The sequence below is a fragment of the Shimazuella sp. NTD250 genome (assembly GCF_059510375.1).
Window position 1 is genome coordinate 13518 of the sequence record NZ_JCAJZS010000010.1, and the last position, 25138, is coordinate 38655.

Sequence of the window (25138 nt, forward strand, 5' to 3'; positions counted from 1 at the left end):
AGGCATGCGTGTATTGGTAATAGGCAATGGTGGACGTGAACATGCGATTGTTGCTAAACTAGCCCAAAGTAAGCGTGTTTCACAAATATACTGTGCACCCGGAAACGCAGGTACTGCAATACTTGCAGAAAATGTGGCTATCGGGGTGTCAGAACAAGAAAGATTAGCTGAGTTTGCCATTGCAAACGCGATTGATCTAACGGTAGTAGGGCCGGAAGTCCCACTGATAGAAGGGATCGTAGATCAATTTGAATTGCTTAACCTTCCTGTTTTTGGACCGAGAAAAGCAGCTGCAATTATTGAAGGAAGCAAAACATTTGCTAAAGAAATGATGCAAAAATATGCCATCCCCACAGCGAAGTATCAAGTTTTTAAAAATAGCAATGAAGCATTGGCATACGTTCGACAAGAGGGAGCTCCTATCGTTATCAAAGCAGATGGTTTAGCTGCTGGTAAAGGGGTTGTTGTAGCACAAACCTTAGCAGAAGCTGAACAAGCCATTGTAGAAGCAATGGATGAAAAAGTATTTGGAGATGCTGGGGATCAAGTCGTAATTGAAGAGTATATGACAGGTCAAGAAGTTTCCTTGATGGCTTTTGTCGATGGAACTACTTTCATACCAATGGTTATTTCTCAAGATCATAAGCCTGTTTTTGATGGAGACAAAGGTCCAAATACAGGTGGTATGGGAACTTATTCCCCTGTCCCTCAAATAACAGATGAGATCGTTCAGCAAGCCATTGATACAATCATACATCCCATGGTAAATGCATTTCATCAAGAAGGAATTGTCTATAAAGGTGTACTGTATGCCGGACTGATGATTACAGATGAAGGACCAAAAGTTATCGAATTTAACGCTAGGTTTGGTGATCCAGAAACACAAGTAGTGCTGCCAAGATTAAAGACAGATTTAGTGGATGTTTTCCTAGCTGTTATCGAAGGGCGTTTGGGTGAACTAAAAATAGAGTGGAGTGATCAAGCATCAGTCTGTGTGGTGATGACATCTCCAGGTTATCCAGGCAGTTACCCAAATGGTCTGGAAATCACATTTCCAGACCAAATAGATGATCATACAATTGTTATTCATGCAGGTACGAAAGAACTAGATGGAAAAGTAGTTACTGCTGGTGGAAGAGTGCTCGGGATTACAGCATTAGGAGATACCATTCAAGAGAGTCAAAAGCGAGCTTATGAAACAGCAGAAAAAATTCATTTCGAAGGTGCACATTATCGCTCGGATATTGCAGCAAAAGCAATTTTATAGATATTTTAGAGGTTGCCGTATTGGTAACCTCTTCTTTTATCAATTATAGGAATCATAGGCAAAACCGATCAAGAACAGAAGTACTGGAATACATATACTGACCATAAAACTAATTTGTCCCCAAGTGTTTTTCCTATCTCTTAGGAAGGCTAATAAACCGACAATGATCAATATAGGACCACAAGGAATCGTGAATAATGACACATAGCCATAGTATTTTGGTTCTAAAACAGAAAAAATGTAAATGGAAAAACCTACATAAATGGAGGTAAGAACAAATGAGAGGAGGGCAAGAATCGTGGATGCTTTGGATTTATTCTTTACACGTTTCCAAATGAGAAAAATAGTAAGAATAAGAATAAATAATAGCGGTGTATAGCCCAAGTGGATTTCTCCTCTTTAGTGAAATGGAATTATTAATTTTAGAATAACACAAAAGCGAGCATTGTTTATTGCTCAAGGAAAGAAATAGTTATCATCAAGGTGCCTCTGATCTATGAATAATGAAACTTTGTTTGAATAGGAAAACAGAAAGAACTCATAAGTAAATAGTCGATACAATATTTAAAATATTTATTGGTTCTCACCTAATTATCAATGTATAATGAGGAAGAAACCTCTAACCCCCCTAACCAGTTGAAGAAAGGGAGAAGTCTGGTAGAGGGGAGATAACCTTGTCCTTCGAAAAAGAAGGGAGGTTAAGATGGTAAATGAAGAGAGTCTCGAAGAAATCAGGGAGAGACTCACTGCGCAGCGTCATCCTGTTCTGGACATCGTGGTTCAGACACTTGGTGATGATGGTGCGGATGTAGGAGCCTTCTACGGCTTCGACAGCCGCATGTAATGCGCAGCCCCTCCTCCAACAAACGAAGTGTTGGAGGAGGGGATACGACAAACTAAATATATGATAATTGGGAACCCCCTTGAAAAATTTTTCAAGGGGGTTCTGTGGCTGCTGCACACACTTTTTCTATTTTACTTTTGTGTGCAGAGCTTGATCTCATTGTGAGATATGCAAAATGGTTCTTTCAAAATCAGCAGCCAGTGCTTTCAAGCCAATTTGACAGGCAATCACTCCTATATTTTAGAGCCTCGTTATTTTACAGGGGTTCTGTGTCTACTACACACACCTTTTCTATTTTACATTTTGTGTGCGAGAGCTCGACCTCGCTGCGAGATATGCACAATGATCTTTTCTAGATCATGACAGTACACAGACGGATTGCAGAAGTCATTAGGTTCACGGTAACGGTGAGCGTAGTTACCTCCGCCACACACTGATTTCAAATAGCATACTTTACACTCAGCAGCCAGTGCTTTCAAGCCAATTTGACGGGCAATCACTCCTGGATGTTTTAGAGCCTCGTTAAAATCGTTCTCTAGAACATTCAGCCCCGTTTCTGGAGCACCAGGATAGGTGGACTTGAGCGAATCCACTTGTTCGATCGCTCCATCCGTTTCTACCACTACTCCAAGGTAAGGAGAGAGTCCCACTGCCTCTGTCCTGCTGGGAAGATCATTGAGTAGTCTAATGATTTCGATGAAAAAGCGAATTAGTGGTGTTTGTTTTGCTTTTTTAGATCCGTCAAACCAGTGATCGAATAGTTCTATCATCCAATCACCATATGGTGTTGATTCTGAAGGCAAACCTGGGGGCGGGTTTGTGTGATTCCCAAGCGGGAAGAGGAAGTCCAACGCTGGTGGTTTGAGCTTGAGCAGCGATTCATAGACTTCCACCGGTGAGTTTGCTAGATCGATGGTACAAAGGATCCCTCTGTAAATTTCTGGGTTTTTAGAGGAGAGTAGCAACTCTACACCGTTGATTGTTTTGTTCAGTGTTTCTCGTCCCGCATGGTCTATGCGATAACGATTCAGATCAGCCGTTCCGCCATCCAAACTCACTCCGACACCAATTTGTTCCTTCACAAACAAATCTACGATCTTCTTTGTGAGAAGTGTGCCGTTTGTTTGGATGCTTGCTTGAACCGTGCACTGGTCACCAACTGCCTGATGTACTTTTTGACGTACTAGTCTGATGTAGGTGATGAGCAGCGTAGATCCAGCCAGCAACGGTTCGCCACCATGCATAGTCAATACGATATTTGTCAGTCCGTATTTCTTTACATGAGCCGCAATACGATTGGCTGTAGCGTTCATTACTTCTAGTGATACAACCTTCGGCCTACGTTGCCAACTTTGGTCGGCTTTCTCATATACGTAGCAGTAAGTGCAAGCCAAATTGCATCGACTATGCACCTTTAGGATGAACTGTTGGAAGGGATATGGTGGTGTTGACATGTTTATCTCTCTACCACTCTAGATCAAATCCTTACCTTGTGTAGTGATATGTCAGAGTGGATTTGATATTATTTTAGCAATAATACCTATCATTAACAATGATAACAATATACATAATATTATGACATTTATTGAATTAAAATATATCATACATGCCACATGATGGAAAGAATTTAACTTTGGCTCTGTGTATTGATCTGGAGGAATATTGTCACGTACAGCTCCAGATGACAGAAAAACGATTCGTTTGATATGTTTTTTAGCCATCTCCAAAATAGAAGATGCTGCTTCCGACGTGTGAAATGGCCTCCCCAAGCACTTCAAATGTATGAATATTATGCAGAACATGCTGCGTTTTTCAGAACGATATTAGGTTCAAATGGAGATCCTTCTTTTTTGGTGGAAATAAAAGAAATCATGAGAGAGTTGTTTCAAAAAAACTTTGCACTGTCTAAAATCAATAGAGCTCAGCTGCCAATTCCTGAAGATTTTTTTATTAGTTATATAGTCTCTGTTAATTTAGGTCTTCTTCAACACTGATTTGCGACTGATATGGTTTACTCAGCCAGAGAAATAGCGCTAATGTCGATGCGCATGCGTCTAGGTCTTTTTCATACAACAGGACACTGAATGTATTTGGTTTCTTGAAATAGAAAGAATAGGATAGAAAAACGCAGCTTTAATTCGATTACAACTACTTGATCAAATATCTTGATAGGAGAGAAATGCAGCAAATCAACTCTTGATATTCAGATAACTAGAACGGGATTTTGAGAAGGAGTATTTGAGGGGAAAATCAAAAACGAAAAAAAGGTGGTTAAGCACAGCATAACCTCCTTCATAATGGGTTTATTACATAGAAAAACCAAAGCGGGACAGGAGGTTAAAAAGTCGATAAGAAGGGTATACCTGCTTAAATGTAACCTCCTATAGAAGAAAAGAACGTTTTCATTTAACAAATCGTAGTCGTTTGCTTTTCTCCAGCAATACTCATTGCATGAACAGGAATTTGAAACCACCATGCGCCATCTTTTCTACGGATAGGTTGAAAACCAGCTTTTTTCAGGGTTCGAGCAACAGTCCAACTGGCCGTATAAACGGTGGCAAGGTTTGTGGATTCATCAAACTGGATTACAGTTTCTTTTTCTTGCTCGCTTAGTGACATTTTCTTCACTCCTCCATCCGATCTTACTGATCGTATGTTCTTGTTTTTTTACATTCACCTGATAAGCCCATAGACTCCAAATTGCCACCTTCAGAACTAACAAATTCTTATCTGTATTTTTCGACGAAATATGACATAATGCCTTCTTTTTTTTGAAAAAAAATTGTCCTTTTCGCGAGAAAATTTTCAAAGAATTTATTTGCTAAGAAGATCCGCCAGTTTTGAAACATATCGTCAAAATCGAAAATTTTTGATTTAACCGAACGTTAGATAATCACTGGTAATTAGACAGATCTCCTACTATCTTGAAAACTATTATACAAAAAACTCAGAAAACAGGCAATAGATAAAGTTTTGAATTTGAATAGTTTTTATTGAAATTGGACAATCGGGGAATGCTTGTTCTTATATAGTTTATAGCACAACCAAAAAAATTTGGCAAGCATAAAATAATATTAAATATTTATGGATATCATTTTTCGTTTCGACTTTTGTAAAAAGAGAAAACAAAAAACTATATAATTTAGAATGGATTTTTATTTGCATGCGCTTACATAAATAGTTGATTTGCTTGAAAAGTTAGGTGTTTATCAGAAAAGTAAACAGGCCGAAAAATGATTTCTTTATCAGGAGATAAAAAAAGATGTATTTATGTTAGCCTATTTTGTATCGTTATACAATGCTTTTAAAGGACAAAATTTTGTTATGCCTTCTGCAACTTTCATTGCAGACATCATTGCGATCAAGATGGAAAAAGGAGACCAGCACCTCCTGCTAAGTCTTGCAGTACTCCAAGCTAATCCTGTTAACCCACAGGTAATGCGCATAATAGCTTCCAGGTTATTTAAGTTTTTCTTCACGATTTTACTTCCTTTCATATGGGATTGCTTCCTTAGTTTGAGCATAAAGTACAGTAGTATATGTAAGACAACTCTTGGTAATGGATTAATATCTTGGATAGTAAAGGGTTTTTTCTTTTCCTGCTGGCGGACAGAAATCTTCGACAAAATGTCATATCTTTGATAAAATAATCGAGCGTAAAATTAGAAACTATGCACTGGGAGAGTTCCCCTTGAAACATTTACATAGACGACTTATTGAATTGCTATATTTATCTATACTGTTATCTCCATTTTTTCCACCAGTCGTTTTATTGGTAATTGCAATTGTAACGATTACTTTCTACCGAACGCATTGGAAACTAAAAGCATGGCCAGAAAGTTTTTTTCTTTTGCTTACTGTCATCTCATGTATAAGTTGGTTAGTTGATCCTTCATGGTACAATGGTATACCGATTGTGGTCATCGTAGGATTATGTTTTGGATTGTATTACTTGCTCACCGTCTGGTTCCGTAATGCCCTTGATTTCCACTGGAAGGACATTCAGCACCTTTATTTATCATTTTGGGTAGGTGGACTTTATTTAGTATTTATTTGTCTTATACAGCAGGTAGATTGGCCGTGGTTAATCAATTCACCGATCGGGGCACTCATGCAGTTTTATAAAGAATACCGATTTCAGACAGAATCTGTGCGAAGTTTTGGAACAACTGGCAATTCTAATTTGACGGCAGCTTTATTAATTTGTTTGGCACTCATCAGCATCTATGCTGCTTCCGTTCTGAAATTAAAAGGGCAAAAGATAGCAGGATACGTCATGTTCTTTTTGTTTTGCTACGCTATTTGGCTTACAGGTTCACGCGGCGCTTGGGCTGGTTTAGTAGTTGGGCTTGTCGTCCAAGTTTGGATGACAGGAGCGAGGAGATGGACAGTAGGTATTTTCTTAGGGTTAGTCGGTCTAATCACCTTTTTCCCTGATTTGATTCCAAGACAAGAGACTATTATTAGTACGATTCGTGTTAGACTCGAGGTTTGGTCGACAGCATTTGAAATCTTTAAAGAACATTGGTTGCTTGGAGTCTTGCCGCTTCATTTTAGTCAACTATTTGAACAGAAGGCTCATTTCAGTGTCATACATGCTCATAATATCTTTTTGGGTATTGCTGCTGAGTTTGGGATTTTTGGTTTACTAGCTTTTCTTGTTTTATTATTTGTCACTATACAGAGGGCGAGAAGATGGAGAAAGACCGCAAATTTAAAAGAGGAAAAAAGATTGGCAGGTATGCTGCTTTCCCAAACTGTTGCCTTAATAGGGCATGGGATGTATGATTACCCCATACTTTCTCCTCAAATTGGTGTGTTATTTTTTCTCAGTATGATCATTATACATACCCAGTATGAACGTCGTTGTTTGAAGCGGCCGGAGTGGAGTGAACCAAAAGTCGAATCAGAAATCGAAGACAAAGAAGAAAAGTTAGTTGTGGTTACCAAATAAATTGTCAGGTATAAATCCTCTTCCACTGGAGAAAGCTGGTAACAGCTTTTCTAGGGAGGGGATTTTTATGTGTAAAAACAAATTGATATTTATAGTACCTGTCATTGTACTTGTGGCAATGGTTCTTTTTGACAGTCAAAGTTCAGCAGAAACTATTAAAACCGTGCGTATTCAACAAGGAGATACCTTATATGCTTTAGCCAAAAAGTATCGCACAAGTGTCGATCAAATTGCGAAAGTGAATCATATTACCAATCCATCTTTGATTCATATTGGTCAAAAAATTCGTATCCCAAGTCAGATGTCGCAGAGCCGAGTATATGTTACCAATGAAAAGAAAGCAGTAACCAAAACGGCTTTTTCAAGAGGGAAATTACTAGGGGCATTTAAGCTTACAGCTTATACATCTGGATATGAATCAACAAATAAAAAGCCAAACGATCCTTATTATGGTATCACTTCCAGTGGAGCACATGTTCAAGATGGAGTTACTGTTGCTGTAGATCCAAAAGTGATCCCTATCGGTTCGCGAGTCTATATCGAAGGTATTGGTTACCGAATCGCACAAGATGTAGGAAGTGCGATCAAAGGCAATCATATCGATGTCTATATTTCGGATCTTCAAATGGCAAAGTCATTTGGTGTTCAATATGGGAAAAGAGTAGAGCTGATCGACTAAAATCAACCACTTTTAAGTGGTTTTTTTTATGGGATAGAGATGGTAAGCTAATACTACTAGAAGGAAGTGAGGAGAAAAAATAGTGGCAAAAAAGAATAAAGCAAGAGAGCCAAGAGTTGCAGCAGTGGATGAAATGGGAGTATTGAAGCGAGATATAGGCAGAATGGTGTTTTGGATTGTTGTTTCTGTAGCTGTTGCTGCTGTGGTCGCGGTAGGTGTGGAAAATTTTTTGGTATAGACTCACATACATAAGAAAGAACTCCCGGATGGGAGTTTTTGTTTTTTTGGAGGTAATACTTTATTTTTTTATGGATTACAAATAATATGTTGTGGCGACTGATACTACTTGCTAAACAAGATTTACGTACCAGTCACCATCATCCTTTGGGAAGCGCATTCACTTCACGAAAGGGATCACCCTGCCATGCTTCGGGGACCATTCCATGGCACTGTATGTGAGCACAGGCCGGAGCTGGAGGCAGGTGTGGTAGGTGTAGCTGCCGTTCTCCTGATGCTCGACTGGGGTGTTCTCTGTTCCCAGCATCAGGACCGGAGCTTCCTCCGGCTGATCCCGCAGCAAGGCATGGTAGGACGCACTGAGGCGGTCTTCATACCAGTACACCCGGCATCCATGTTTGTCGACATGGGTGAACTCCAGCTGCAGGCGAATGCCTGAACTCAGGGTCACTTCGATGGTCTTCGCATCCGGGGTGAAGTAGTCAACTCCCATAAACAAGGGCATCGTCATGAAGATGTCCATTCTGTGAGAAGTGTTTGCGGTTTCTTTTATTTTAAGCATTTGTTATAAACATTACAATAAAGATTGGGATCGATATTCTACATGGTTCTTCATTTTTTATTACGCAAATTTTAAGAAGGATCAGCGACATGGACAAGCTGTTTGCCTATATTTTCTCCAGCGAATAATCCTAAAAATGCATTGATCGTGTTTTCGAATCCTTCGATGATATTTTCTTGATATTTTAATTTTCCCTCTCGAAGCCACTCGGCAAGCTGTGCGATGCCTTCATCAAATCTTTCTGCGAACTCTCCGACGATAAAGCCTCGTATCATTGCACTATTGATAAGCAGTTGGGATTGAATACGAGGGCCAATATCTGGTTGTTCTTTGTTATACATCGAGATCAATCCACATAGAGGAATGCGAGCTTTGAAGTTGAGATGCGATAAAACTGCATCTGAAATGGAACCACCTACATTTTCGAAATAAATGTCTACTCCATCTGGGCATGCCTCTACTATGGCTGTTTTTAAGTCAGATGTAGTCTTATAGTTGATCGTTGCATCAAAGCCTAATTCTTCCTCTAAATATTTATTTTTTTCATCAGATCCTGCAATCCCTACGACGCGGCAACCTTTTATTTTTGCTATTTGTCCAACGACCGTCCCTACTGCTCCCGCTGCTCCTGATACGACAACTGTTTCTCCTTCTTTTGGTTGTCCGATTTCTAACAAACCAAAGTAAGCAGTTAGACTAGGCATTCCTAATATTCCGAGAGCAGTTGAGATCGGAGCGATTGTTGGATTTACTTTTTTGACTTGTTTCGGTTCTATAACTGAATACGTCTGCCAACCGAGATTTCCTAAGACAATATCCCCTTTTGATAAAGTGGGTGCTTGTGATTCAATGACTTCTCCCACTACCCCACCTGTAATAACTTCATTTAGTTTATAGGGAGGAGCATAAGATTTTTGATCATTCATTCGACCTCGCATATAAGGATCAACGGATATGTACAGAGTACGAATGAGTGCTTGTCCTTCAGATGTCTGTGGGATAGACTGTTCTACCCATTTAAAATTCTCTTCTGTAGGCAATCCTTTCGGTCTGTTGACAAGAAGGATTTGTTGATTTCTATCTTCAGTAGCCATGTGATCATCCTTTCTTTTTTCTCAGTGTACCCAGAGATTTAAAATAAATTGTATGCAAAGGAATAGAATCCTTCTGTAGAAAAAAACTCGAAATACAAAAAATGACAGCAGGATTATTTTCCAGCTGTCATTTTTTGTGAAGACTGCATCTCATTTATTTGCTCTGGACTGTATAAGACACTTCTTGGATAGGCGATATGGATGTTATGCTGGCGTAAAACTAAGACACTCTCTTTTCTCATTTCTCTTTCTAGATTCCAATATTCATCAGGGTCACTGAGGGCAGTGATGGTAAATTGCACCCCATTTTGATCGATATTGGTGACTCCTACTACTTCTGGCTTTTCAACAAGGTGATCTTTAAATTTAACGCCAATGCTTTCCACTACTTCTTCCAATGCTTTTGACACTATATCGAGATTGGATTCATAAGGAACAGTAATCGGGACAATCGAGCGCATTTTTTCCCGGTTATAGTTGGTCACTTGCGTGATGGTACCATTTGCAAGATAGTGTAGACGTTGGTTGTATTCGCGAATTTTTGTGATTCTCAGGCCCACCTCTTCTACTGTACCTCGGATAAGACCGTTGATTTCCACAACATCTCCTACCTCTAATTGTCGTTCAAAGATCAAGAAAAATCCTGTTATTACGTCTTTCACCAAACTTTGAGCTCCAAAACCGATAGCTAAACCTAAAATTCCTGCCCCTGCGAGTACGGGACCGAGGTTAATCCCAAATTTCGATAGTACCGTCAGTAAGGCGATAAAATACAGTGTATAGTGGACTACTGATTTAATCAGTTTTCGTAAAGTATGTGCCTTGTTTGTCTCTACTTTACTCCACTTGAAAGTATGATCTACCACTCGATCTAGTAACTTTACAGCAACATAGGTGAGGATAATCACAAATACAATTTCCAGTAGAGGGGCTATCAGATTGGAAACTGGATCTTTCACAATAGAGGTAAATAAATTTTTCGTATGTTGAATTACCAAATCCATCATGTTGGTAGTTGTTAAAAATATGGACATTTTGTATCACCTCGGTAAACAGTATAGCTTATTTTGCTACATTTTCAGCTCTTTTTTCAGCCTGTTTGTCACTTAACCAGCCGACAAAAGAGAATATGATATCATAATTTTGATCGAGGTGCGCCACAGCGACAAAAGGGAACTGTTTTTTGTGGTAGTATCTTACATCTAACCATTTGACAACATATCCATTTTCCCTTGTTAAAACTTGGGGATAACCATAAGAAGTAAATGATAGGAAAGAAGAAACAGCATTACATTCCTTTGATTTAAGCGTTGCTAGATGGTTTTTATCTTCCGTCGTGATTGTACCTGTCCACACTAATTGACCGCTTCGAATTTCTCCCATTTGAACTCTATCGTCCATCTCCACGATCACGTTCCAATTTCTCAAACGATAAGTAGGGATAACTGTATATTTTCCTATAAGTCCTGCTTCCTGTTCGACCCACCTGGTTATTTGATGGTGGACAATTGTTCTCCAAGCCACATATAAAATGAGAAGGAGGTAAATAATGGCAAAAATGATTCCTTCGCTTGTTCGAAAGAAATACCAACATACAAAGCCAATTAGATGTAATCCGAAAATAACAGGATCGAAAATATTGATGATATTAAGGGAAATCCAATCCCGTTTAAAGGGTCGTAAAGCTTGTGTCCCATAAGTATTAAAGCAATCAATGAAAATATGGATGAAGACAGCAAGACAAGTCCATAGCCAAAGGGTGAGAAAGGAGGGTACTGGCAGGAATAAGGAAATAATGAAGGAAATAATAGTCGGCCATATAAAAATCATAGGAGAAGAATGAGTCCATCCTCGATGATTCCGAACATAGATAGCATTTCCTTTTAGTCGATAAAGTGTGTCGAGATCAGGTGCTTGAGATCCGATTACGGTTCCAAGCAAGGCAGCATAGAGCATATCTGGATTGTGAGCTATGCTTGGATCCAGATGTGTTAGCCCGTATAAACCAATGCCCATTACGAAGTGAGTACCAGTATCCATTTTTCCTGCTACTACAAACATAGAAAAATATCCTTACTTGTGTATGTGCGTTTCCAACTTTGTCTCTTATTTTTTCTTTTCTCGTTTGATCAAGTTGTAAAGGACATTTTGTATATGTTGCTTCCACCTTTTGTAGCAGCTTATTTCACCTCGCTTTTTTTATTCGTATTTTGAAATCAATTTTTCGCAAATACGTATTTATGGTGGAAGTCTTGTGGGTTTATCGAGAGGTCTCCTTTTTTTATCAAATCCGTTTTTGTTGTTTCCATGCTATAGTAATGTTCTTTACTCATCACCTTTAAAAAGAAGGTACTCCAATGGTATAGTATTGTAATATAATTTTGTCACCATTCGAATTTAAAGACAGTACATATTGGTGTATTTCTCATAGAAATGTTATTTTTTAGACAACTATGCTTATTATTATATCTTCTAATTCTTATCATTAGCTTATGCATTTTTTTTGTGCAAGGTTTTTTGTTTGAGAAAAATGATGAAAGCAGTTACATTTTAACGTTTTATTTGATTATTATTTAGATGTTTTAGCATGAAATTCCTGAATTTGTTGTTCTTTGTATATAAAATATTAAAAAGTAATTGTACAATTTATATTTGTATAAAAAGAAGATTTCCCTCTCCATAAGATTTTTCCATTTTATTCTTACTTTCCATATATAATAAAAGGAGAGTTACATAGAAAAGGATGTACAAATTATGGAAATCATACAAGATGTTCCTCACATACAAAATTCGTTACTAGGGTGGTATAACGCAAATAAGCGGGATTTACCTTGGAGAAGGCATTCAAATGCTTATTATACTCTGGTTTCAGAAATCATGTTACAGCAAACCAAAGTGGCAACCGTTATCCCTTATTTTGAACGATTTATTTCTCGTTTTCCTACTGTATATGATTTAGCAGCTGCAAATGATGATGAAGTCGTGAAATTATGGGAAGGTCTTGGATATTATTCAAGAGCACGAAATCTACATGCCGCAGTGAAGGAAGTAGTAACTGTATACGGTGGTCAAATCCCAGATGGGAAGACAGAAATTTCCAAACTAAAAGGTATAGGACCATACACAACTGGTGCCGTTTTAAGTATTGCATATAACCAGAAAGTGCCAGCTGTAGATGGAAATGTGATGCGTGTTTTTTCTCGTATCTTTGCATTAGAAGATGATATTGCAAAGCCATCTACACGAAAGAAAATGGAGGATATCGCGGAACTAGTGATCCCAGATCATTCTCCTGGTGATTTTAATCAAGCATTGATGGAGTTAGGTGCTACAGTCTGCACACCAAAATCACCGCAGTGTTTATTTTGTCCGGTAAACGATTCCTGTTTAGCTTATGAGAAAGGTTTAGAAAAAGTATTACCTGTAAAAAAGAAAGCAAAAGCACCAGAGAAAACTTCCATCATGATGTATGCAATTACTTACAATCGTAAACTTTTAGTGGTGAGAAGACCAGCTTCAGGTTTATTAGCCAACATGTGGTCACTTCCAACAGAAGATCGTATGGAAGAGATGCCCCATCTTCAACAAGTGGAAGAATATTGTGAGGTAAATGGATATTCTGCTAAAATCTCTAAAGATATATACTATTTTGATCACATCTTTAGTCATCGTCATTGGAAAATTATGCTGATACCGATAGAGCTTGATCAAAACCCTGAATTGCTTCCAAAACGTTCCATCTGGGTAGACCAGCATGCTATTTCCGATTTCGCCTTTCCTAAGGTATATCTAAAAGCATTAGAGCAGTTAGGATATAGAAATTAAGGGAGAGAGAATCGTGGATAAAAATAATTCAAATGAAGAAGGAGTTACAAATCGAAAAGCAAACGACAACCAGGAACATCAATTAGTTCTTTTCCAACCACAAATAGTGGAGTTAGAGGAAGAGAATCATAATCGTTTTTTACTGTGGCTTGGCCATAAAAAAGTTTTATTAACTGCACTCATTAGTTTGTTCTTAGTAGTGGGAAGTATTTTTGTGGTATTTTCCTACAAATGGATCATTACTGGTTTGGCAGATAAAGAGCCTGTGAAACAAACGAAAAACAGATGGACTGCTCACATCATATTGAAATTACATGAGAAAACGTTTTCGTTAGATTTGAACAAAATCGGATATGATGGAAAGGACTTCTCATCGATTGATAAATGGGAACTTCTAACATGGTTTGATCAGCTAAAGAAGCAATTAAATACTCTTCCGAAAAATGCAGATCAAGATCGATTTGGCAGTAAAATCAAACCAGAAAAAGTTGGTTCAGTTATAGATGAAAAGCAGCTGTCATTTTGGAAAAACCATCCCGAAAAAATTATTAATAAGCCCCAGCAAATAAAGATGGTGACCAAGCGCCCAAGTGTAACGATCGCCATGCTCAAACAAGTCGACAAGAAAGTGATTGGTAATTATACCACCTATTTCGATCGGAGAAATGCAATTCGTACGAACAACATGCGTATAGCTTCTAAATCTATCAATAACATCATTTTGCTTCCAGGAGAAATTTTCTCATTTAATAAAATTGTTGGGAAAAGAACATATCAAAAGGGCTATCGTGTCGCTCGTAAGATTGTAAAAGGAGAATATAGTGAAGGAATTGGCGGAGGTATTTGTCAAATTTCCTCTACTTTATTCAACAGTGTAGATGAGGCTGGTTTATACATTGTAAAAAGATTTTCTTTTAACTCTTTAGCGACATATGTACCGAGTGGAAGAGATGCTACTGTTTCATGGGGAGAACCTGATTTTCGTTTTAAAAATAATCTGGACAAGCCTATCTTAATTCGATCTCAGGTGAAAGATGGTAAAGTAACCATTACTACTTATTCTGTGCCGAATGTTAAGGTGAGTCCCAAAAAGGTAAAAGATGCTCCTATTAAAGTTTTACAGATGATCGTTAAGGGAAATAGATCGACAAACGATCTACATGGAAAGAGCTAAAATTCATCACGGAAAGATTAAAAAAGAGCTTCCATCAACTACCTACAATCGTTAGGGTATAACCATTTAGGTTAAGTTTAATGGCGGCTCTTTTTTATGGGTTTAAGGGTGGGCTTTATTGTCTCTTTTCATGATTTCATCTACAACCTGATGATGGAGACTTACTCCTTGTTCATTCATTAATGGAGACATCTGCGAGAGCATATAATGGTGATAAGATAACTCATCAATTTCCCAGTTTTCAATGGGAATCGCACTCAATTCTTCCAAATCTCTTCCAAAATACATTTTTTCATCACCTCATCTATCAGTATGTGAGATAATAGGGGTACTCCATACAGAAAATTTTTCAAGTTCTAGGTTTAATTATCAGAAAAAGCGAAAAAATGGTAATACAAGAGAAAGGAGAGGATTCAATGAGAAGAAAGGTGGAAGCAATAGTAGAGAATAAAACGTTCTTTTTGTGGAGTTTTCGTACCTCTGCTGGCTTTGTATTTTTATCTGTTTTTCCGATTTTGTTTGTTTTAGTGGATGTTTGCAGTGGTTCGTTATCAGAACGTTTTCATTATATTTCACATAATTATGTGATGGTTCAAATTGCTTGGAGTTTAACTTTTGCAGCTCTCGTCGCTATTTGTTTTGTGTTTACAATGCTCTTTTTCCATTTAAATCGTACTTATCGGCCTATTTTACAAATGGCATGGTTTATTAATGTAGTAGCGCTTTGCGCTAGTACCTTATATCTTTTAATCGAAATTTTACTCATGCCAACTTTAATGGAGTGGTTAATGACTATTCCCGCTGAATCTGCTCATCAAACCTTAACAGTATGGGATGAATCTCTATCCCATCTAAGTGGAATTTTTATTCCTACTAGTATGTCTATAGGTGGTCTCATATACACAATTGTGATGTTTCAAACGAAGGAGATCCCGCTCGTATTTAGCTATTGGTCATTTTTTATTTGGAGTATGGTCCTTATCGGTAGTTTGTTTGCTACCCATTTAGGTGTTTTTGTCTTTTTGTTACTTTCGGTTATGATTCTTTTGTATGTTCCTTGGATATGGAAAGTAGGCACTGTATTGAAAAAATCTTGACGTATAAAGGGAAGCATGGCCATAATAGTAGTTAAATTAATAGTTTCCCGAATGCAACGATAAAGGCTAGTATGATTTTCGCCTTTTGTGCAGAGAGCAGGCCCTAGGCTGAAAGGTTTGCCAAGGTATGAATCAGAACCCACCTTTGGAGTATCAGATGAAAGTCTGCGGCTTAGTCTGCCGATATCTGGCTGTGAGATGTCGTTTACACGGCATAAATTAAGGTGGTACCACGTGAGTAACTCTTTCGTCCTTAGGATGAGAGAGTTTTTTTATTATAGAAAGGAGAGTTCCGATGAAAATCAGTTTTATTGGAGCAGGGGCTATTGCCGAAGCATTATTAGTTGGATTGTTAGCGCATGAAAATGTAAAGTCAAAAGATATTGCCTTTATCAATAAGAGTAACCAGCATCGTTTACAGTATTTAACCGATCAATACCAACTGCCGACTATTTCTGAACAAAAAGCCATGTTACTATCTGCAGATGTGATTATTTTAGCTGTAAAACCACAAATCGCAAATGAGATGCTGGCAGAATGGGGACCTAAGTTCAGCCGAGGTCAGCAAATTATTTCTGTGATTGCGGGTATTCCTACTAGTCATATTGAATCTTTTTTAAACGAAGAAATTTCCGTGATTCGCTCTATGCCCAATACTTCTAGTACGATCGGAATGTCTGCTACTGCTATTACCGCAGGAAAATATGCTTCAAACGATGATATGAAGCGAGCAGAAAAGATTTTTCAAGGTGTAGGGACAGTAGTAGCATTAGAAGAACATCTGATGGATGCTGTCACGGGTCTATCAGGTAGTGGACCTGCTTATTTTTATTTGATGGTGGAAGGTTTAGAATTGGCAGCACAGAAAGTTGGTTTGCCACGTAACGTTTCTAGACAATTAATCCTTCAAACCTTAATAGGTGCATCCCATATGTTGATGGAAACAGAAAAAAAACCTGAAGTGCTTCGACAAGAGATAACATCAGAAGGTGGGACAACAGCTGCTGGTTTACAAGTGATGAAAGAATATAAATTTATCGAAGGACTGGAAAAGACGATAGAAGCAGCTACGAAGCGTTCTAAGGAAATGGGAGAAGCCGTGTGTGTGAAATAGAAATATAATACTTATCGTTATTTTTTGAACCTTAACTATAAAAAGAGTAGTTAGGGTTTTTTTTTTGAAAAAAATAATTCTGATTTTTAGGTTTTAGAAACTTGTGTTATTGGAAATAAAGAGACTAAAGACATGACTAGGGAGAGACAAAAAGATGATTCCATTTCAAGTGGGTGAGGTAATTGACATAAACAGCTATAAACATGGCGGTGAATTCCATCGGCAGTGGAAAGGTTCAAAAGTCTTGTCATCCGATGAAATTCTAATTGTTTCCAACTATCATCCGAAGGTAACTGAGTCTGATGGTAGAATTCATACTTATCCAGGTCTTTCTATTGCTCTGTTTTTTCCAAAAGAGTGGTGGAATATAGTCATGATTTATCGATATAACAAACGTTTGGTTTCTTATTATTGCAACATAGCATCTCCGTTCCGTATGGATCGAGAAAAAGGATGTATCAGTTACATCGATTATGATATCGATTTGATTGTTAGGCCAAACCAAAGTTTTAAAGTGGTAGATGAGCATGAATTTGTGGAAAATAGCCAGAAATATTACTATCCTAACACCATTTTGAAAAGAGTGGAATTAGCAGTGAAGCAGTTGACAGCATGGGTAAAAAAAGGAAAAATCCCGTTTACCAAAGAATTTGCATCACACTGGTATCATCAGTATCTTTCCCTTGAATTATCAGGGGTGAATGGAAGATGCAATATGTAGTTGCTAAGCGTTCCATTTTTTGGGGATCTGTTTTCCTCTTTGGACTAGTAGTTGTAATTTTGGTTAATCAGTTTGTTATTTCATTATCAGTTGTGAGTGGTACGTCCATGCGACCTACTTTACAAAACGGCGACAGTCTGCTGGTTAACAAGTGGGATCTGCTTTTTGGAAAACCACACAGGGGGGATGTGATTACATTTGAAGATCCTGAAGAAAAAGGAAGATATCTAGTAAAGCGTGTAGTTGGTGTTCCAGGAGACACAATTGAAGTAAAAAAAGGACAACTTTATCGTAATGGGAAGTTAGCAAATGAGCCTTATATCGATGTATCTATTGAAGATGGTGATTTTGCTCCAGTTAAAGTTCTCGTCGGGACCGTGTTTGTGATGGGCGATAATCGTCACCGCTATGCGAGTCGTGATAGCCGTTATCAAAGTGTTGGTTTGGTGCCTTATGGTTTAATTAGTGGAAAAGTGGAAATAATCTTATGGAGACCATCTCTTTCAACTTTCCTTTAAAAAAAATGGTTAAAAAATAAGAAAATCAAGTGAAATTCAAAAAATGTTCACAAAAACCAATTTGCCTGTTCCACCAAATAACGGATAATGGTGTAGGTGCAGTGGATGAAAAAACTCAATAATTCAATTACCGCAACAAAATTTTTCCATAAAGTATTTCGGATAACGATATATTTTATGACAAAATAAATAGTAAGGGTAATGGTTAATAAGGAGGAAAACACATGAATTTACTAAGTAAAACACGTAGAATTTCAAAGATACTTCAAAAAAATGCAGGTCACAATCTTGTGGATTTTGATGAGGTGGCTCAAGCTCTTTGTGATGTTATCGGTGCAAACATTTATGTGGTTAATCCAGAAGGTCAGATGTTAGGGTTAGCCATTAATCATGAGTTTGACAACGAGCGAATGAATGAATATATAGAAAATCGAGCATTCCCAAATGAATTTGCTGGGCTGCTGATGGAAGTGGGCAAAACGATGCCTAATCTTGGTATCGATAGTCCATACACTGCATATCCAACAGAGCTCAAAGGTCAATTTTCAAAAGCTTTTACAACCGTTGTACCAATTATCAGTGGAGGAGACCATCTGGGCACATTGCTTCTATCTCGTGTGGAAGAAGAGTTTGTGGATGATGATCTTATCCTTGCTGAGTATGGTGCAAATGTAGTAGGAATGGAAATTTTACGTGAACGTGCTGGTCAAGTGGAAGAAGAAGCTCGTAGTCGGGCAGTTGTACAATTGGCAATTAATTCGCTATCTTTTAGTGAATTAGAAGCCGCTGAACACATTTTCAATGAGTTGGATGGTTTGGAAGGTTTACTAGTTGCTAGTAAAATCGCTGACCGTGTAGGCATTACACGTTCTGTGATCGTCAATGCACTTCGAAAACTAGAAAGTGCTGGTGTCGTAGAATCTCGTTCTCTAGGGATGAAAGGTACGTATATCAAGATTTTAAATCCTAGATTGCTGCCTGCTTTGGAGAAAGCACGTCACTAGTATTTTTCTAGCAATATCATAAAAATCCCTGTTGACAGAAGTTAACGGGGATTTTTGATTGATTCCTATAAAGGTGTTATTTGATTTCTAATAATTTGACAAATAAATAGCTGATATGTGTCTAATTTACGACAACTGCATTTCCTGATGATGGAATCCTAGAGTAAATTCCCGTTCTGTGGTCTGCCAAGTTTCATTCCTCTCTTGCGATTATGATATGAATCATCTAAAATGATGATGATATTAGGCGTGTATTTTGTTTTGTCCCATATTCTCCTTAAGGGAATGTAAGTCATGGACGATTCGTCTGTGATATTACATTTTTTGTATGTTATAACCTAATTAACCAATTTATTTGCCTGTGTTTCTTGGGAAGGAGGTAAGAACGATGGAAAGATCCGCTGAACGTTATATAACCCCGCATACACTAGCTGATATTTGGAAAGATTTTATAGATATAACCAAACCTGGAATAAATGCTTCTAACTTACTAGCCACATTTACAGGATATTTACTGGCGGCAGGGTATACCCATTCTTTTGGATGGATGGTATTTATCTATACAATGGTCGGTACAGCTTTGGTTATTGCAGGAGGATGTACTTTAAATAATTTCTATGATAGGGATATTGATCCCCATATGGAAAGAACACGTATACGTGCCGTAGCAAGTGGAAGAATGAAACCACGTACAGCACTTATTTACGGGATAATACTCACTGTTTTAGGGCATCTTATTTTAGCATTTGGCGTGAATATTTTAGCAGCAGTTCTTGGTTTTATAGGCTTTGCAGTATATGTATTTATTTACACCATGTGGTTAAAACGAACAAGCACATGGAATACAGTTATAGGTGGGGTTTCTGGTGCAGTACCTCCTATGATAGGTTGGGTTGCAGTAACGGGAAGTTTGGACATAGCCGCTTGGGCGCTCTTTTTCATCTTATTCCTATGGCAACCTCCACACTTCTTTGCTCTTGCAATGCGTAAAACGGAGGAGTACAGGGCCGCAGGTATTCCGATGTTACCTGTAGTAAAAGGTAGTGCTGAAACCAAGAAACAAATACTGATTTTCACGATTTTGTTGATACCTGCTACCATACTTCTCTTTGCAACGAATGCTGTGGGATGGACTTTTCTGATAACAGCTATTATCCTTGATATTATCTATGGGTTTTTAGCTATAAAAGGTTTTTCAATGCAAGATGAAGATGCATGGGCAAAACAAATGTTTTTGTATTCTTTGTTTTATCTTACCTTCATTCTATTTATGATGATGGTAGATGTATTGGTAAGACAGATATTTTAGTATGTGGGTAGAAAGCGAGGTTTGGCTGTGGAAAGACTTCGAGCATGGCGTATTGGACTTCTCATATCTCTAGTAATGCTACTGTTGGCTGGTTGTAGCGGTGATCCATCGCTAAGCGTTCTCGATCCAAAAGGTTCAGCAGCTAAGATTCAGCTGAACCTGATTTACTGGAGTCTCGGGTTAATGACCGTCGTTTTTGTAATCGTTATTACCATCTATGTCTATGTCTTGGTTCGCTATCGAAAACGCAAAGGTCAAAACAGAATGCCTGAACAAGTGCATGGCAGCACAAAGCTGGAAATTATCTGGACTGTAATTCCTATTGCAGCATTGATAGCATTAGCTATCCCAACTGTCCAGTACACATTTGACTTGGCGAAAACACCACCATCAAAAGATACCGTTATCATTGACGTAACAGGTCATCAATATTGGTGGGAATTTAAGTATCCTCAGTATGGAATTACTACTGCACAAGAAGTACATATACCAGTTGGTAAAAAAGTTCTCTTCCGTATTCACGGAAAAGATGTATTGCATGCATTCTGGATTCCATCCCTTGGTGGAAAAGTCGACGTAGTACCTGGACGTGTAAATACGTTAACACTTGATGCTCAAGAGGCTAACGTATATCAAGGGAAATGTGCAGAACTATGTGGTGGCGGACATGCCTTGATGGACTTTAAAGTATTTGCACAGAAACAAGCAGATTTTGATAAGTGGCTTACTGGTATGAAACAACCTGTTGCCTCCGTTTCTACTTCATCTTCTGAAGCAAATGGAGAGAAAATCTTTAAACAAAACTGCATGGGTTGTCATGCTGGGGTAAACCCAAATATTCAAGGACCAAACTTGAACAAATTTGCTACTCGTACCACAATCGCAGGAATTTTGCCACATAACGATGAAAACCTTAAAATTTGGCTACGCAATCCTCAAGCTGTGAAACCGGGTACATTGATGCCTAAAATCGATTACTTAGACAAAAATGATTTAAATGATCTTATCAAGTATCTCGATAGTAGAAAATAGGATCTCTCGCTTGGAGATAAGTAAAATTTATCTACAAAAGTACTACTAATCCTCTGTCTGCTTCTAACGATTTGCCGGTGGCAAATATTCTTTATCCAAAAAGGAGGGACTTTACTTGGGAACGCTGATTGTTATTCTCGTTCTTGTCCTGTTTTTAGCCGCAATATTTACAGGTGGTTACAACAAACAGTTTCAAGAGCGTGTACGCAAAAGTCGTACATGGGATTGGCTTACTACTGTTGACCATAAGAAGATCGGTATTCTTTATTTGATGGCAGGTTTGGTCTTTTTTATCGTCGGTGGTATTGAAGCCACATTTATGCGCTTACAATTGTTCGCACCAGGAAATGATCTTTTCGTGGGACGTACCTTTAACGAACTACTGACCATGCATGGTACAACCATGATTTTCTTAGCAGCAATGCCAATGATTTTTGCATTGATGAATGCGGTTGTACCTCTGCAAATTGGTGCTCGTGATGTTGCATTTCCTTTTGTAAACGCGCTCGGTTTTTGGTTGTTTTTCTCTGGAGGGTTACTCCTGAATTTAAGTTGGATTTTTGGTGGAGCGCCTGATGCAGGTTGGACTTCTTATACAGGACTTGCTCTAAACCAATACAGTCCAGGGCCTGGTGTTGATTTTTACGTACTTGGGTTGCAGATAGCCGGTATCGGAACACTGATCGGTGGTCTGAACTTCTTAGTTACCATCATCAATATGCGAGCACCAGGAATGACGTTTTTACGTCTTCCTCTGTTTACTTGGACTGCTTTTGTAACATCTGGGTTGATTCTCTTTGCTTTCCCAGCATTGACCGTCGCCCTTCTTATGCTTATGTTTGACCGAATATTTGGCGCTAACTTCTTCGATTATGCGATGGGCGGAAGCACGGTTATTTGGGAGCACTTATTCTGGATTTTTGGACACCCTGAAGTATATATTGTTATCCTTCCTGCTTTTGGGGTTATGTCAGATGTTATCAGTACATTCTCGAAAAAACGTTTATTTGGTTACAATTCCATGGTATTTGCGACAGTACTAATTGGGTTCCTCGGATTTATGGTTTGGGTTCACCACATGTTTACAGTAGGATTGGGACCAATATCTAACTCCGTTTTTGCTGTAGCAACGATGGCGATTGCTGTACCGACAGGGATTAAAATATTTAACTGGTTATTTACTATGTGGGGTGGAGAAATTCAATTTAAAACCCCAATGCTTTGGGCAGTTGGATTCATCCCTACTTTTGTAATGGGTGGTATGACGGGAATTATGTTGGCATTACCTCCTGCTGACTACCAATACCAGGATAGTTACTTTGTTGTAGCACACTTCCACTATGTACTTGTTGGTGGTACCATATTTGGCTTATTTGCAGGTATATATTACTGGTGGCCAAAAATGTTCGGTAAGTTGTTGAACGAAACTCTTGGGAAGTGGCATTTTTGGACTTTCTTGATCGGATTTCATTTGACATTCTTCCCACAACACTTCTTAGGATTATTCGGAATGCCGCGTCGGGTATTTACATATCAAACGAATGTGGGTTTAGAAAAATTAAATGAATTAAGTACCATTGGAGTAGCAGGTATGGCCATCGGGACGATCCTTTTCCTCATTAACATCATCTATACGTTTAGAAAAGGGAAAAAAGCAAAAGCAGATGCTTGGGAACTTGGTCGCACTTTGGAATGGTCCATTCCTTCACCGCCACCTGAGTACAACTTTGCACAGACTCCTCTTGTTCGAGGATTTGATGCACTATGGGTGGAAAAAGAAGCTGGAAATAAATCGATGACTCCTGCAGAACCACTTGGATCGATTCATATGCCATCTCCTTCCTATATCCCGATATTGATGTCTTTTGGGTTCTTTGTCGCTGGATTTGGATTTATTGTGAGAGGTATTCCTGCTGCAGTTATTGGTTTAGTTATTGTTGTCACTTCGCTTTTCCTTCGATCTTTCGATTATGATAAAGGGTATCATGTAGAGCCTGAAGACCCTGAAAAGGGAGGGAAAGAATAACATGGCAAATAAAGTAGAGTCAAGTACAGAAATGCCAAATCACCTAGAGACAGCTACATTTGAAGGGAAGAACAAAGTATTAGGTTTTTGGTTGTTTTTAGGTGCTGAAACAGTACTATTTGCGTGTTTATTCGGTACGTATCTCGCGCTTCGTAATCAATCCCTAGGTGGTCCTACAACACATGAATTGTTCGATCTTAAGTTAGTAGCACTTGCAACAGCCCTACTATTGACTAGCAGTCTGACAAGTGTACTTGCGATGATCAAAATGAATGAACGTAACCTAAAGGGAATGGTTACTTGGCTAGTAATCACCTTGCTGCTCGGTTTAGGATTTCTTATATTGGAAATTTACGAGTTTCAAAACTATGTGCATGAAGGGCATACTTTTATGAGTAGTGCTTTTGGATCTTCCTTCTATGCATTAGTCGGTACTCACGGAGCTCACGTTACATTCGGGATTATCTGGATCACAACGATTATGTCTCAAGCAATTAGACGTGGAATCAATACAGATACTGCTCCAAAACTATTTGTTAGTAGTTTATATTGGCACTTTATCGACGTAGTGTGGGTATTCATTTTCACCCTCGTCTATCTGCTAGGAAAGGTGGGCTAAGTAGTGGCGAAAGAAAGTAACCAAGCTATTAGTCAGAAACCTGCTGGTGCAATGAAACATATACTGTCTTTTGTATTTATGATTGCCTTTACAGCTGCTGCCTTCTTTGTGGTTGTATCAGATAAAGTTCCAAGCGGATGGGTAGTTCCATTGCTTTTGATATTTGCCGTTATTCAAGTCATCTTACAGCTCTTTACATTTATGCATTTAGACCAAAAAGGCTCCGCATTCTATACAACATTTATCATTTTCGGGTTATTTGTTGCTGTAATCTCAGCACTTGGAATTCTCTTAATGTAAAAAAGAACAGCTCTCTATATCATAGTGGAGGGCTGTTCCTATTTGCTTTATTTTCATACATAAAAAGTTTTTTATGGAGTGATTAGATGTGAATACAGAAGAAGATAAACAAGCTCTAATATCAAAGGATAAAAACTTTACTCCTTGGATCATTACTATTACGATTGTTTTAAACCTTGCGATTGTTCTGATTTTCTTTTTGCCGAAGTATCAAGGTTTAAGTCATTTGGATCTTACTTTTTTACCGATGATGAATGCGATTTTTAATAGCTTTACTTTTATTTTCCTACTTGTGGCACTCTACTTTATTAAACAGCGAAATATTGTATTACATCGACGTTTTATATATGCTGCTTTTACTTCCACTATGCTTTTTTTGCTCACTTATGTGTTTTACCATATAAATGCACCTGATACCCATTATGGTGGTTCAGGACCTTTGAAGTATATTTACTTCTTCATCCTTATTTCGCACATTGTCTTAGCTGTTCCTACTGTTTTGATCGCATTATTTACCGCAGTGGCTGGATTGCAAGGAAAATTAGCCAGGCACCGGAAAATAGCCAGATGGACGATGCCAATTTGGTTATATGTAAGCTTAACAGGTGTTTTAGTTTATATCATGATCTCCCCCTATTATTAAATAATAAATAAACCTCTTCTTACTGTATTGTTAGGAAGGGGTTTATTGTTGAAGCGTTTTTATTTAGAAGAAATCCAAAACAAAAAAGTGTTTGATTAGCATAAGGCAAACATCCGATG

General features: G+C 38.2%; 28 protein-coding genes. 19 read left to right on the forward strand and 9 right to left on the reverse strand.

The genetic code is table 11. The features are described from left to right. Positions 1 to 4: 4 nt before the first annotated feature. The gene (gene purD, locus AC5WOF_RS18520) at positions 5 to 1267 is read left to right on the forward strand and encodes a phosphoribosylamine--glycine ligase (protein ID WP_496051427.1); all 1263 of its coding nucleotides are present in this window, start codon (positions 5 to 7) and stop codon (positions 1265 to 1267) included. 39 nt (positions 1268 to 1306) lie between these two features. Here purD and AC5WOF_RS18525 read toward each other — a convergent pair whose 3' ends face one another. Beyond that, entirely contained in the window at positions 1307 to 1651 is a 345-nt protein-coding gene (locus tag AC5WOF_RS18525; protein WP_496051428.1) for a hypothetical protein, read from the reverse strand. A gap of 319 nt (positions 1652 to 1970) precedes the next feature. Between AC5WOF_RS18525 and AC5WOF_RS18530 the strand changes: the two genes are divergently transcribed. Continuing rightward, a complete protein-coding gene (locus AC5WOF_RS18530; RefSeq protein ID WP_496051429.1) occupies positions 1971 to 2111 on the forward strand; it encodes a hypothetical protein in 141 nt (46 codons plus the stop codon). A gap of 296 nt (positions 2112 to 2407) precedes the next feature. On the opposite strand, the gene AC5WOF_RS18535 is transcribed toward AC5WOF_RS18530, so the two are convergent. Next, positions 2408 to 3565: an FxsB family cyclophane-forming radical SAM/SPASM peptide maturase gene (locus AC5WOF_RS18535; protein WP_496051430.1), complete on the reverse strand. Its 1158-nt coding sequence runs from the start codon at positions 3563 to 3565 to the stop codon at positions 2408 to 2410. Between the two features lie 297 nt (positions 3566 to 3862). Here AC5WOF_RS18535 and AC5WOF_RS18540 point away from each other — a divergent pair, with 297 nt between their 5' ends. Next, entirely contained in the window at positions 3863 to 4105 is a 243-nt protein-coding gene (locus AC5WOF_RS18540) for a TetR-like C-terminal domain-containing protein (protein WP_496051431.1), read from the forward strand. A 412-nt stretch (positions 4106 to 4517) separates the two neighbouring features. On the opposite strand, the gene AC5WOF_RS18545 is transcribed toward AC5WOF_RS18540, so the two are convergent. Together AC5WOF_RS18545 and AC5WOF_RS18550 are read right to left on the reverse strand one after the other, a co-directional pair. Then, complete coding sequence (locus AC5WOF_RS18545) at positions 4518 to 4730, reverse strand: hypothetical protein (RefSeq protein WP_028778373.1); 213 nt, start codon at positions 4728 to 4730, stop codon at positions 4518 to 4520. 659 nt (positions 4731 to 5389) lie between these two features. Beyond that, positions 5390 to 5590: a YgaP family membrane protein gene (locus AC5WOF_RS18550; protein WP_496051432.1), complete on the reverse strand. Its 201-nt coding sequence runs from the start codon at positions 5588 to 5590 to the stop codon at positions 5390 to 5392. 212 nt (positions 5591 to 5802) lie between these two features. Here AC5WOF_RS18550 and AC5WOF_RS18555 point away from each other — a divergent pair, with 212 nt between their 5' ends. The 3 genes from AC5WOF_RS18555 (at position 5803) to AC5WOF_RS18565 (ending at position 7982) form a co-directional block, all read left to right on the forward strand. Next, positions 5803 to 7065 (forward strand): O-antigen ligase family protein, encoded by a 1263-nt coding sequence (locus AC5WOF_RS18555; RefSeq protein WP_496051433.1) that lies wholly within the window; start codon positions 5803 to 5805, stop codon positions 7063 to 7065. Between the two features lie 67 nt (positions 7066 to 7132). After that, entirely contained in the window at positions 7133 to 7744 is a 612-nt protein-coding gene (locus AC5WOF_RS18560) for a 3D domain-containing protein (protein WP_496051434.1), read from the forward strand. A gap of 82 nt (positions 7745 to 7826) precedes the next feature. Continuing rightward, positions 7827 to 7982: a hypothetical protein gene (locus tag AC5WOF_RS18565; RefSeq protein WP_496051435.1), complete on the forward strand. Its 156-nt coding sequence runs from the start codon at positions 7827 to 7829 to the stop codon at positions 7980 to 7982. Positions 7983 to 8141: 159 nt separating this feature from the next. On the opposite strand, the gene AC5WOF_RS18570 is transcribed toward AC5WOF_RS18565, so the two are convergent. The 4 genes from AC5WOF_RS18570 to AC5WOF_RS18585 form a co-directional block, all read right to left on the reverse strand. Further along, positions 8142 to 8543 (reverse strand): hypothetical protein, encoded by a 402-nt coding sequence (locus AC5WOF_RS18570; protein ID WP_496051436.1) that lies wholly within the window; start codon positions 8541 to 8543, stop codon positions 8142 to 8144. Between the two features lie 71 nt (positions 8544 to 8614). Further along, positions 8615 to 9637, reverse strand: coding sequence for an NADPH-dependent curcumin/dihydrocurcumin reductase (curA, locus tag AC5WOF_RS18575; protein WP_496051437.1), 1023 nt, complete (start codon positions 9635 to 9637; stop codon positions 8615 to 8617). A gap of 113 nt (positions 9638 to 9750) precedes the next feature. Next, complete coding sequence (locus AC5WOF_RS18580; protein WP_496051438.1) at positions 9751 to 10671, reverse strand: mechanosensitive ion channel family protein; 921 nt, start codon at positions 10669 to 10671, stop codon at positions 9751 to 9753. Between the two features lie 28 nt (positions 10672 to 10699). Further along, positions 10700 to 11698, reverse strand: coding sequence for a metal-dependent hydrolase (locus tag AC5WOF_RS18585; RefSeq protein WP_496051439.1), 999 nt, complete (start codon positions 11696 to 11698; stop codon positions 10700 to 10702). Between the two features lie 693 nt (positions 11699 to 12391). On the opposite strand from AC5WOF_RS18585, the gene mutY reads away from it, so the two are divergent. Beyond that, the gene (gene mutY, locus AC5WOF_RS18590) at positions 12392 to 13462 is read left to right on the forward strand and encodes an A/G-specific adenine glycosylase (RefSeq protein WP_496051440.1); all 1071 of its coding nucleotides are present in this window, start codon (positions 12392 to 12394) and stop codon (positions 13460 to 13462) included. 13 nt (positions 13463 to 13475) lie between these two features. Then, positions 13476 to 14636: a VanW family protein gene (locus tag AC5WOF_RS18595; protein WP_496051441.1), complete on the forward strand. Its 1161-nt coding sequence runs from the start codon at positions 13476 to 13478 to the stop codon at positions 14634 to 14636. A gap of 102 nt (positions 14637 to 14738) precedes the next feature. Here the strand turns inward: AC5WOF_RS18595 and yfhS are convergent, their stop codons facing one another. Beyond that, positions 14739 to 14924 carry a mother cell protein YfhS gene (gene yfhS, locus AC5WOF_RS18600; protein ID WP_496051442.1) on the reverse strand — a complete coding sequence of 62 codons (186 nt, stop codon included), beginning with the start codon at positions 14922 to 14924 and terminating at the stop codon, positions 14739 to 14741. A 128-nt stretch (positions 14925 to 15052) separates the two neighbouring features. Between yfhS and AC5WOF_RS18605 the strand changes: the two genes are divergently transcribed. The 11 genes from AC5WOF_RS18605 (at position 15053) to AC5WOF_RS18655 (ending at position 25019) form a co-directional block, all read left to right on the forward strand. Continuing rightward, positions 15053 to 15733 carry a hypothetical protein gene (locus AC5WOF_RS18605; protein WP_496051443.1) on the forward strand — a complete coding sequence of 227 codons (681 nt, stop codon included), beginning with the start codon at positions 15053 to 15055 and terminating at the stop codon, positions 15731 to 15733. A 295-nt stretch (positions 15734 to 16028) separates the two neighbouring features. Beyond that, a complete protein-coding gene (gene proC / locus AC5WOF_RS18610; RefSeq protein ID WP_496051444.1) occupies positions 16029 to 16847 on the forward strand; it encodes a pyrroline-5-carboxylate reductase in 819 nt (272 codons plus the stop codon). 154 nt (positions 16848 to 17001) lie between these two features. After that, positions 17002 to 17568 carry a DUF402 domain-containing protein gene (locus AC5WOF_RS18615; RefSeq protein ID WP_496051445.1) on the forward strand — a complete coding sequence of 189 codons (567 nt, stop codon included), beginning with the start codon at positions 17002 to 17004 and terminating at the stop codon, positions 17566 to 17568. After that, positions 17556 to 18086, forward strand: a complete 531-nt coding sequence (gene lepB / locus AC5WOF_RS18620; RefSeq protein WP_496051446.1) for a signal peptidase I — start codon at positions 17556 to 17558, stop codon at positions 18084 to 18086. Before AC5WOF_RS18615 ends, lepB begins: the two co-directional genes overlap by 13 nt. Positions 18087 to 18310: 224 nt before the next feature. Next, positions 18311 to 19090 (forward strand): GTP-sensing pleiotropic transcriptional regulator CodY, encoded by a 780-nt coding sequence (gene codY, locus AC5WOF_RS18625; RefSeq protein ID WP_496051447.1) that lies wholly within the window; start codon positions 18311 to 18313, stop codon positions 19088 to 19090. A gap of 388 nt (positions 19091 to 19478) precedes the next feature. Continuing rightward, positions 19479 to 20399, forward strand: coding sequence for a heme o synthase (gene cyoE / locus AC5WOF_RS18630; protein WP_496051448.1), 921 nt, complete (start codon positions 19479 to 19481; stop codon positions 20397 to 20399). 27 nt (positions 20400 to 20426) lie between these two features. Beyond that, complete coding sequence (gene coxB, locus AC5WOF_RS18635) at positions 20427 to 21431, forward strand: cytochrome c oxidase subunit II (protein ID WP_496051449.1); 1005 nt, start codon at positions 20427 to 20429, stop codon at positions 21429 to 21431. A 163-nt stretch (positions 21432 to 21594) separates the two neighbouring features. Next, on the forward strand, positions 21595 to 23457 hold the full coding sequence (gene ctaD, locus AC5WOF_RS18640; protein WP_496051491.1) for a cytochrome c oxidase subunit I: 1863 nt from the start codon (positions 21595 to 21597) through the stop codon (positions 23455 to 23457). 1 nt (position 23458) lies between these two features. Next, the gene (locus AC5WOF_RS18645) at positions 23459 to 24076 is read left to right on the forward strand and encodes a cytochrome c oxidase subunit 3 (RefSeq protein WP_496051450.1); all 618 of its coding nucleotides are present in this window, start codon (positions 23459 to 23461) and stop codon (positions 24074 to 24076) included. A gap of 3 nt (positions 24077 to 24079) precedes the next feature. Further along, positions 24080 to 24376 carry a cytochrome C oxidase subunit IV family protein gene (locus AC5WOF_RS18650; RefSeq protein ID WP_496051451.1) on the forward strand — a complete coding sequence of 99 codons (297 nt, stop codon included), beginning with the start codon at positions 24080 to 24082 and terminating at the stop codon, positions 24374 to 24376. 88 nt (positions 24377 to 24464) lie between these two features. Next, positions 24465 to 25019, forward strand: a complete 555-nt coding sequence (locus tag AC5WOF_RS18655; protein ID WP_496051452.1) for a DUF420 domain-containing protein — start codon at positions 24465 to 24467, stop codon at positions 25017 to 25019. Positions 25020 to 25138 lie beyond the last annotated feature (119 nt).

Bases quoted from the DNA above. Each gene is read 5' to 3' on its own strand.
- mutY (WP_496051440.1), top strand. From the start codon at position 12,392: ATGGAAATCATACAAGATGTTCCTCACATACAAAATTCGTTACTAGGG.
- AC5WOF_RS18545 (WP_028778373.1), bottom strand. From the start codon at position 4,730: ATGTCACTAAGCGAGCAAGAAAAAGAAACTGTAATCCAGTTTGATGAA.
- yfhS (WP_496051442.1), bottom strand. From the start codon at position 14,924: ATGTATTTTGGAAGAGATTTGGAAGAATTGAGTGCGATTCCCATTGAA.
- lepB (WP_496051446.1), top strand. From the start codon at position 17,556: ATGCAATATGTAGTTGCTAAGCGTTCCATTTTTTGGGGATCTGTTTTC.
- AC5WOF_RS18570 (WP_496051436.1), bottom strand. From the start codon at position 8,543: ATGCTTAAAATAAAAGAAACCGCAAACACTTCTCACAGAATGGACATC.
- AC5WOF_RS18645 (WP_496051450.1), top strand. From the start codon at position 23,459: ATGGCAAATAAAGTAGAGTCAAGTACAGAAATGCCAAATCACCTAGAG.
- AC5WOF_RS18580 (WP_496051438.1), bottom strand. From the start codon at position 10,671: ATGTCCATATTTTTAACAACTACCAACATGATGGATTTGGTAATTCAA.
- AC5WOF_RS18560 (WP_496051434.1), top strand. From the start codon at position 7,133: ATGTGTAAAAACAAATTGATATTTATAGTACCTGTCATTGTACTTGTG.
- AC5WOF_RS18530 (WP_496051429.1), top strand. From the start codon at position 1,971: ATGGTAAATGAAGAGAGTCTCGAAGAAATCAGGGAGAGACTCACTGCG.
- AC5WOF_RS18605 (WP_496051443.1), top strand. From the start codon at position 15,053: ATGAGAAGAAAGGTGGAAGCAATAGTAGAGAATAAAACGTTCTTTTTG.
- purD (WP_496051427.1), top strand. From the start codon at position 5: ATGCGTGTATTGGTAATAGGCAATGGTGGACGTGAACATGCGATTGTT.
- cyoE (WP_496051448.1), top strand. From the start codon at position 19,479: ATGGAAAGATCCGCTGAACGTTATATAACCCCGCATACACTAGCTGAT.
- AC5WOF_RS18535 (WP_496051430.1), bottom strand. From the start codon at position 3,565: ATGTCAACACCACCATATCCCTTCCAACAGTTCATCCTAAAGGTGCAT.
- AC5WOF_RS18615 (WP_496051445.1), top strand. From the start codon at position 17,002: ATGATTCCATTTCAAGTGGGTGAGGTAATTGACATAAACAGCTATAAA.
- AC5WOF_RS18585 (WP_496051439.1), bottom strand. From the start codon at position 11,698: ATGTTTGTAGTAGCAGGAAAAATGGATACTGGTACTCACTTCGTAATG.
- proC (WP_496051444.1), top strand. From the start codon at position 16,029: ATGAAAATCAGTTTTATTGGAGCAGGGGCTATTGCCGAAGCATTATTA.
- curA (WP_496051437.1), bottom strand. From the start codon at position 9,637: ATGGCTACTGAAGATAGAAATCAACAAATCCTTCTTGTCAACAGACCG.
- codY (WP_496051447.1), top strand. From the start codon at position 18,311: ATGAATTTACTAAGTAAAACACGTAGAATTTCAAAGATACTTCAAAAA.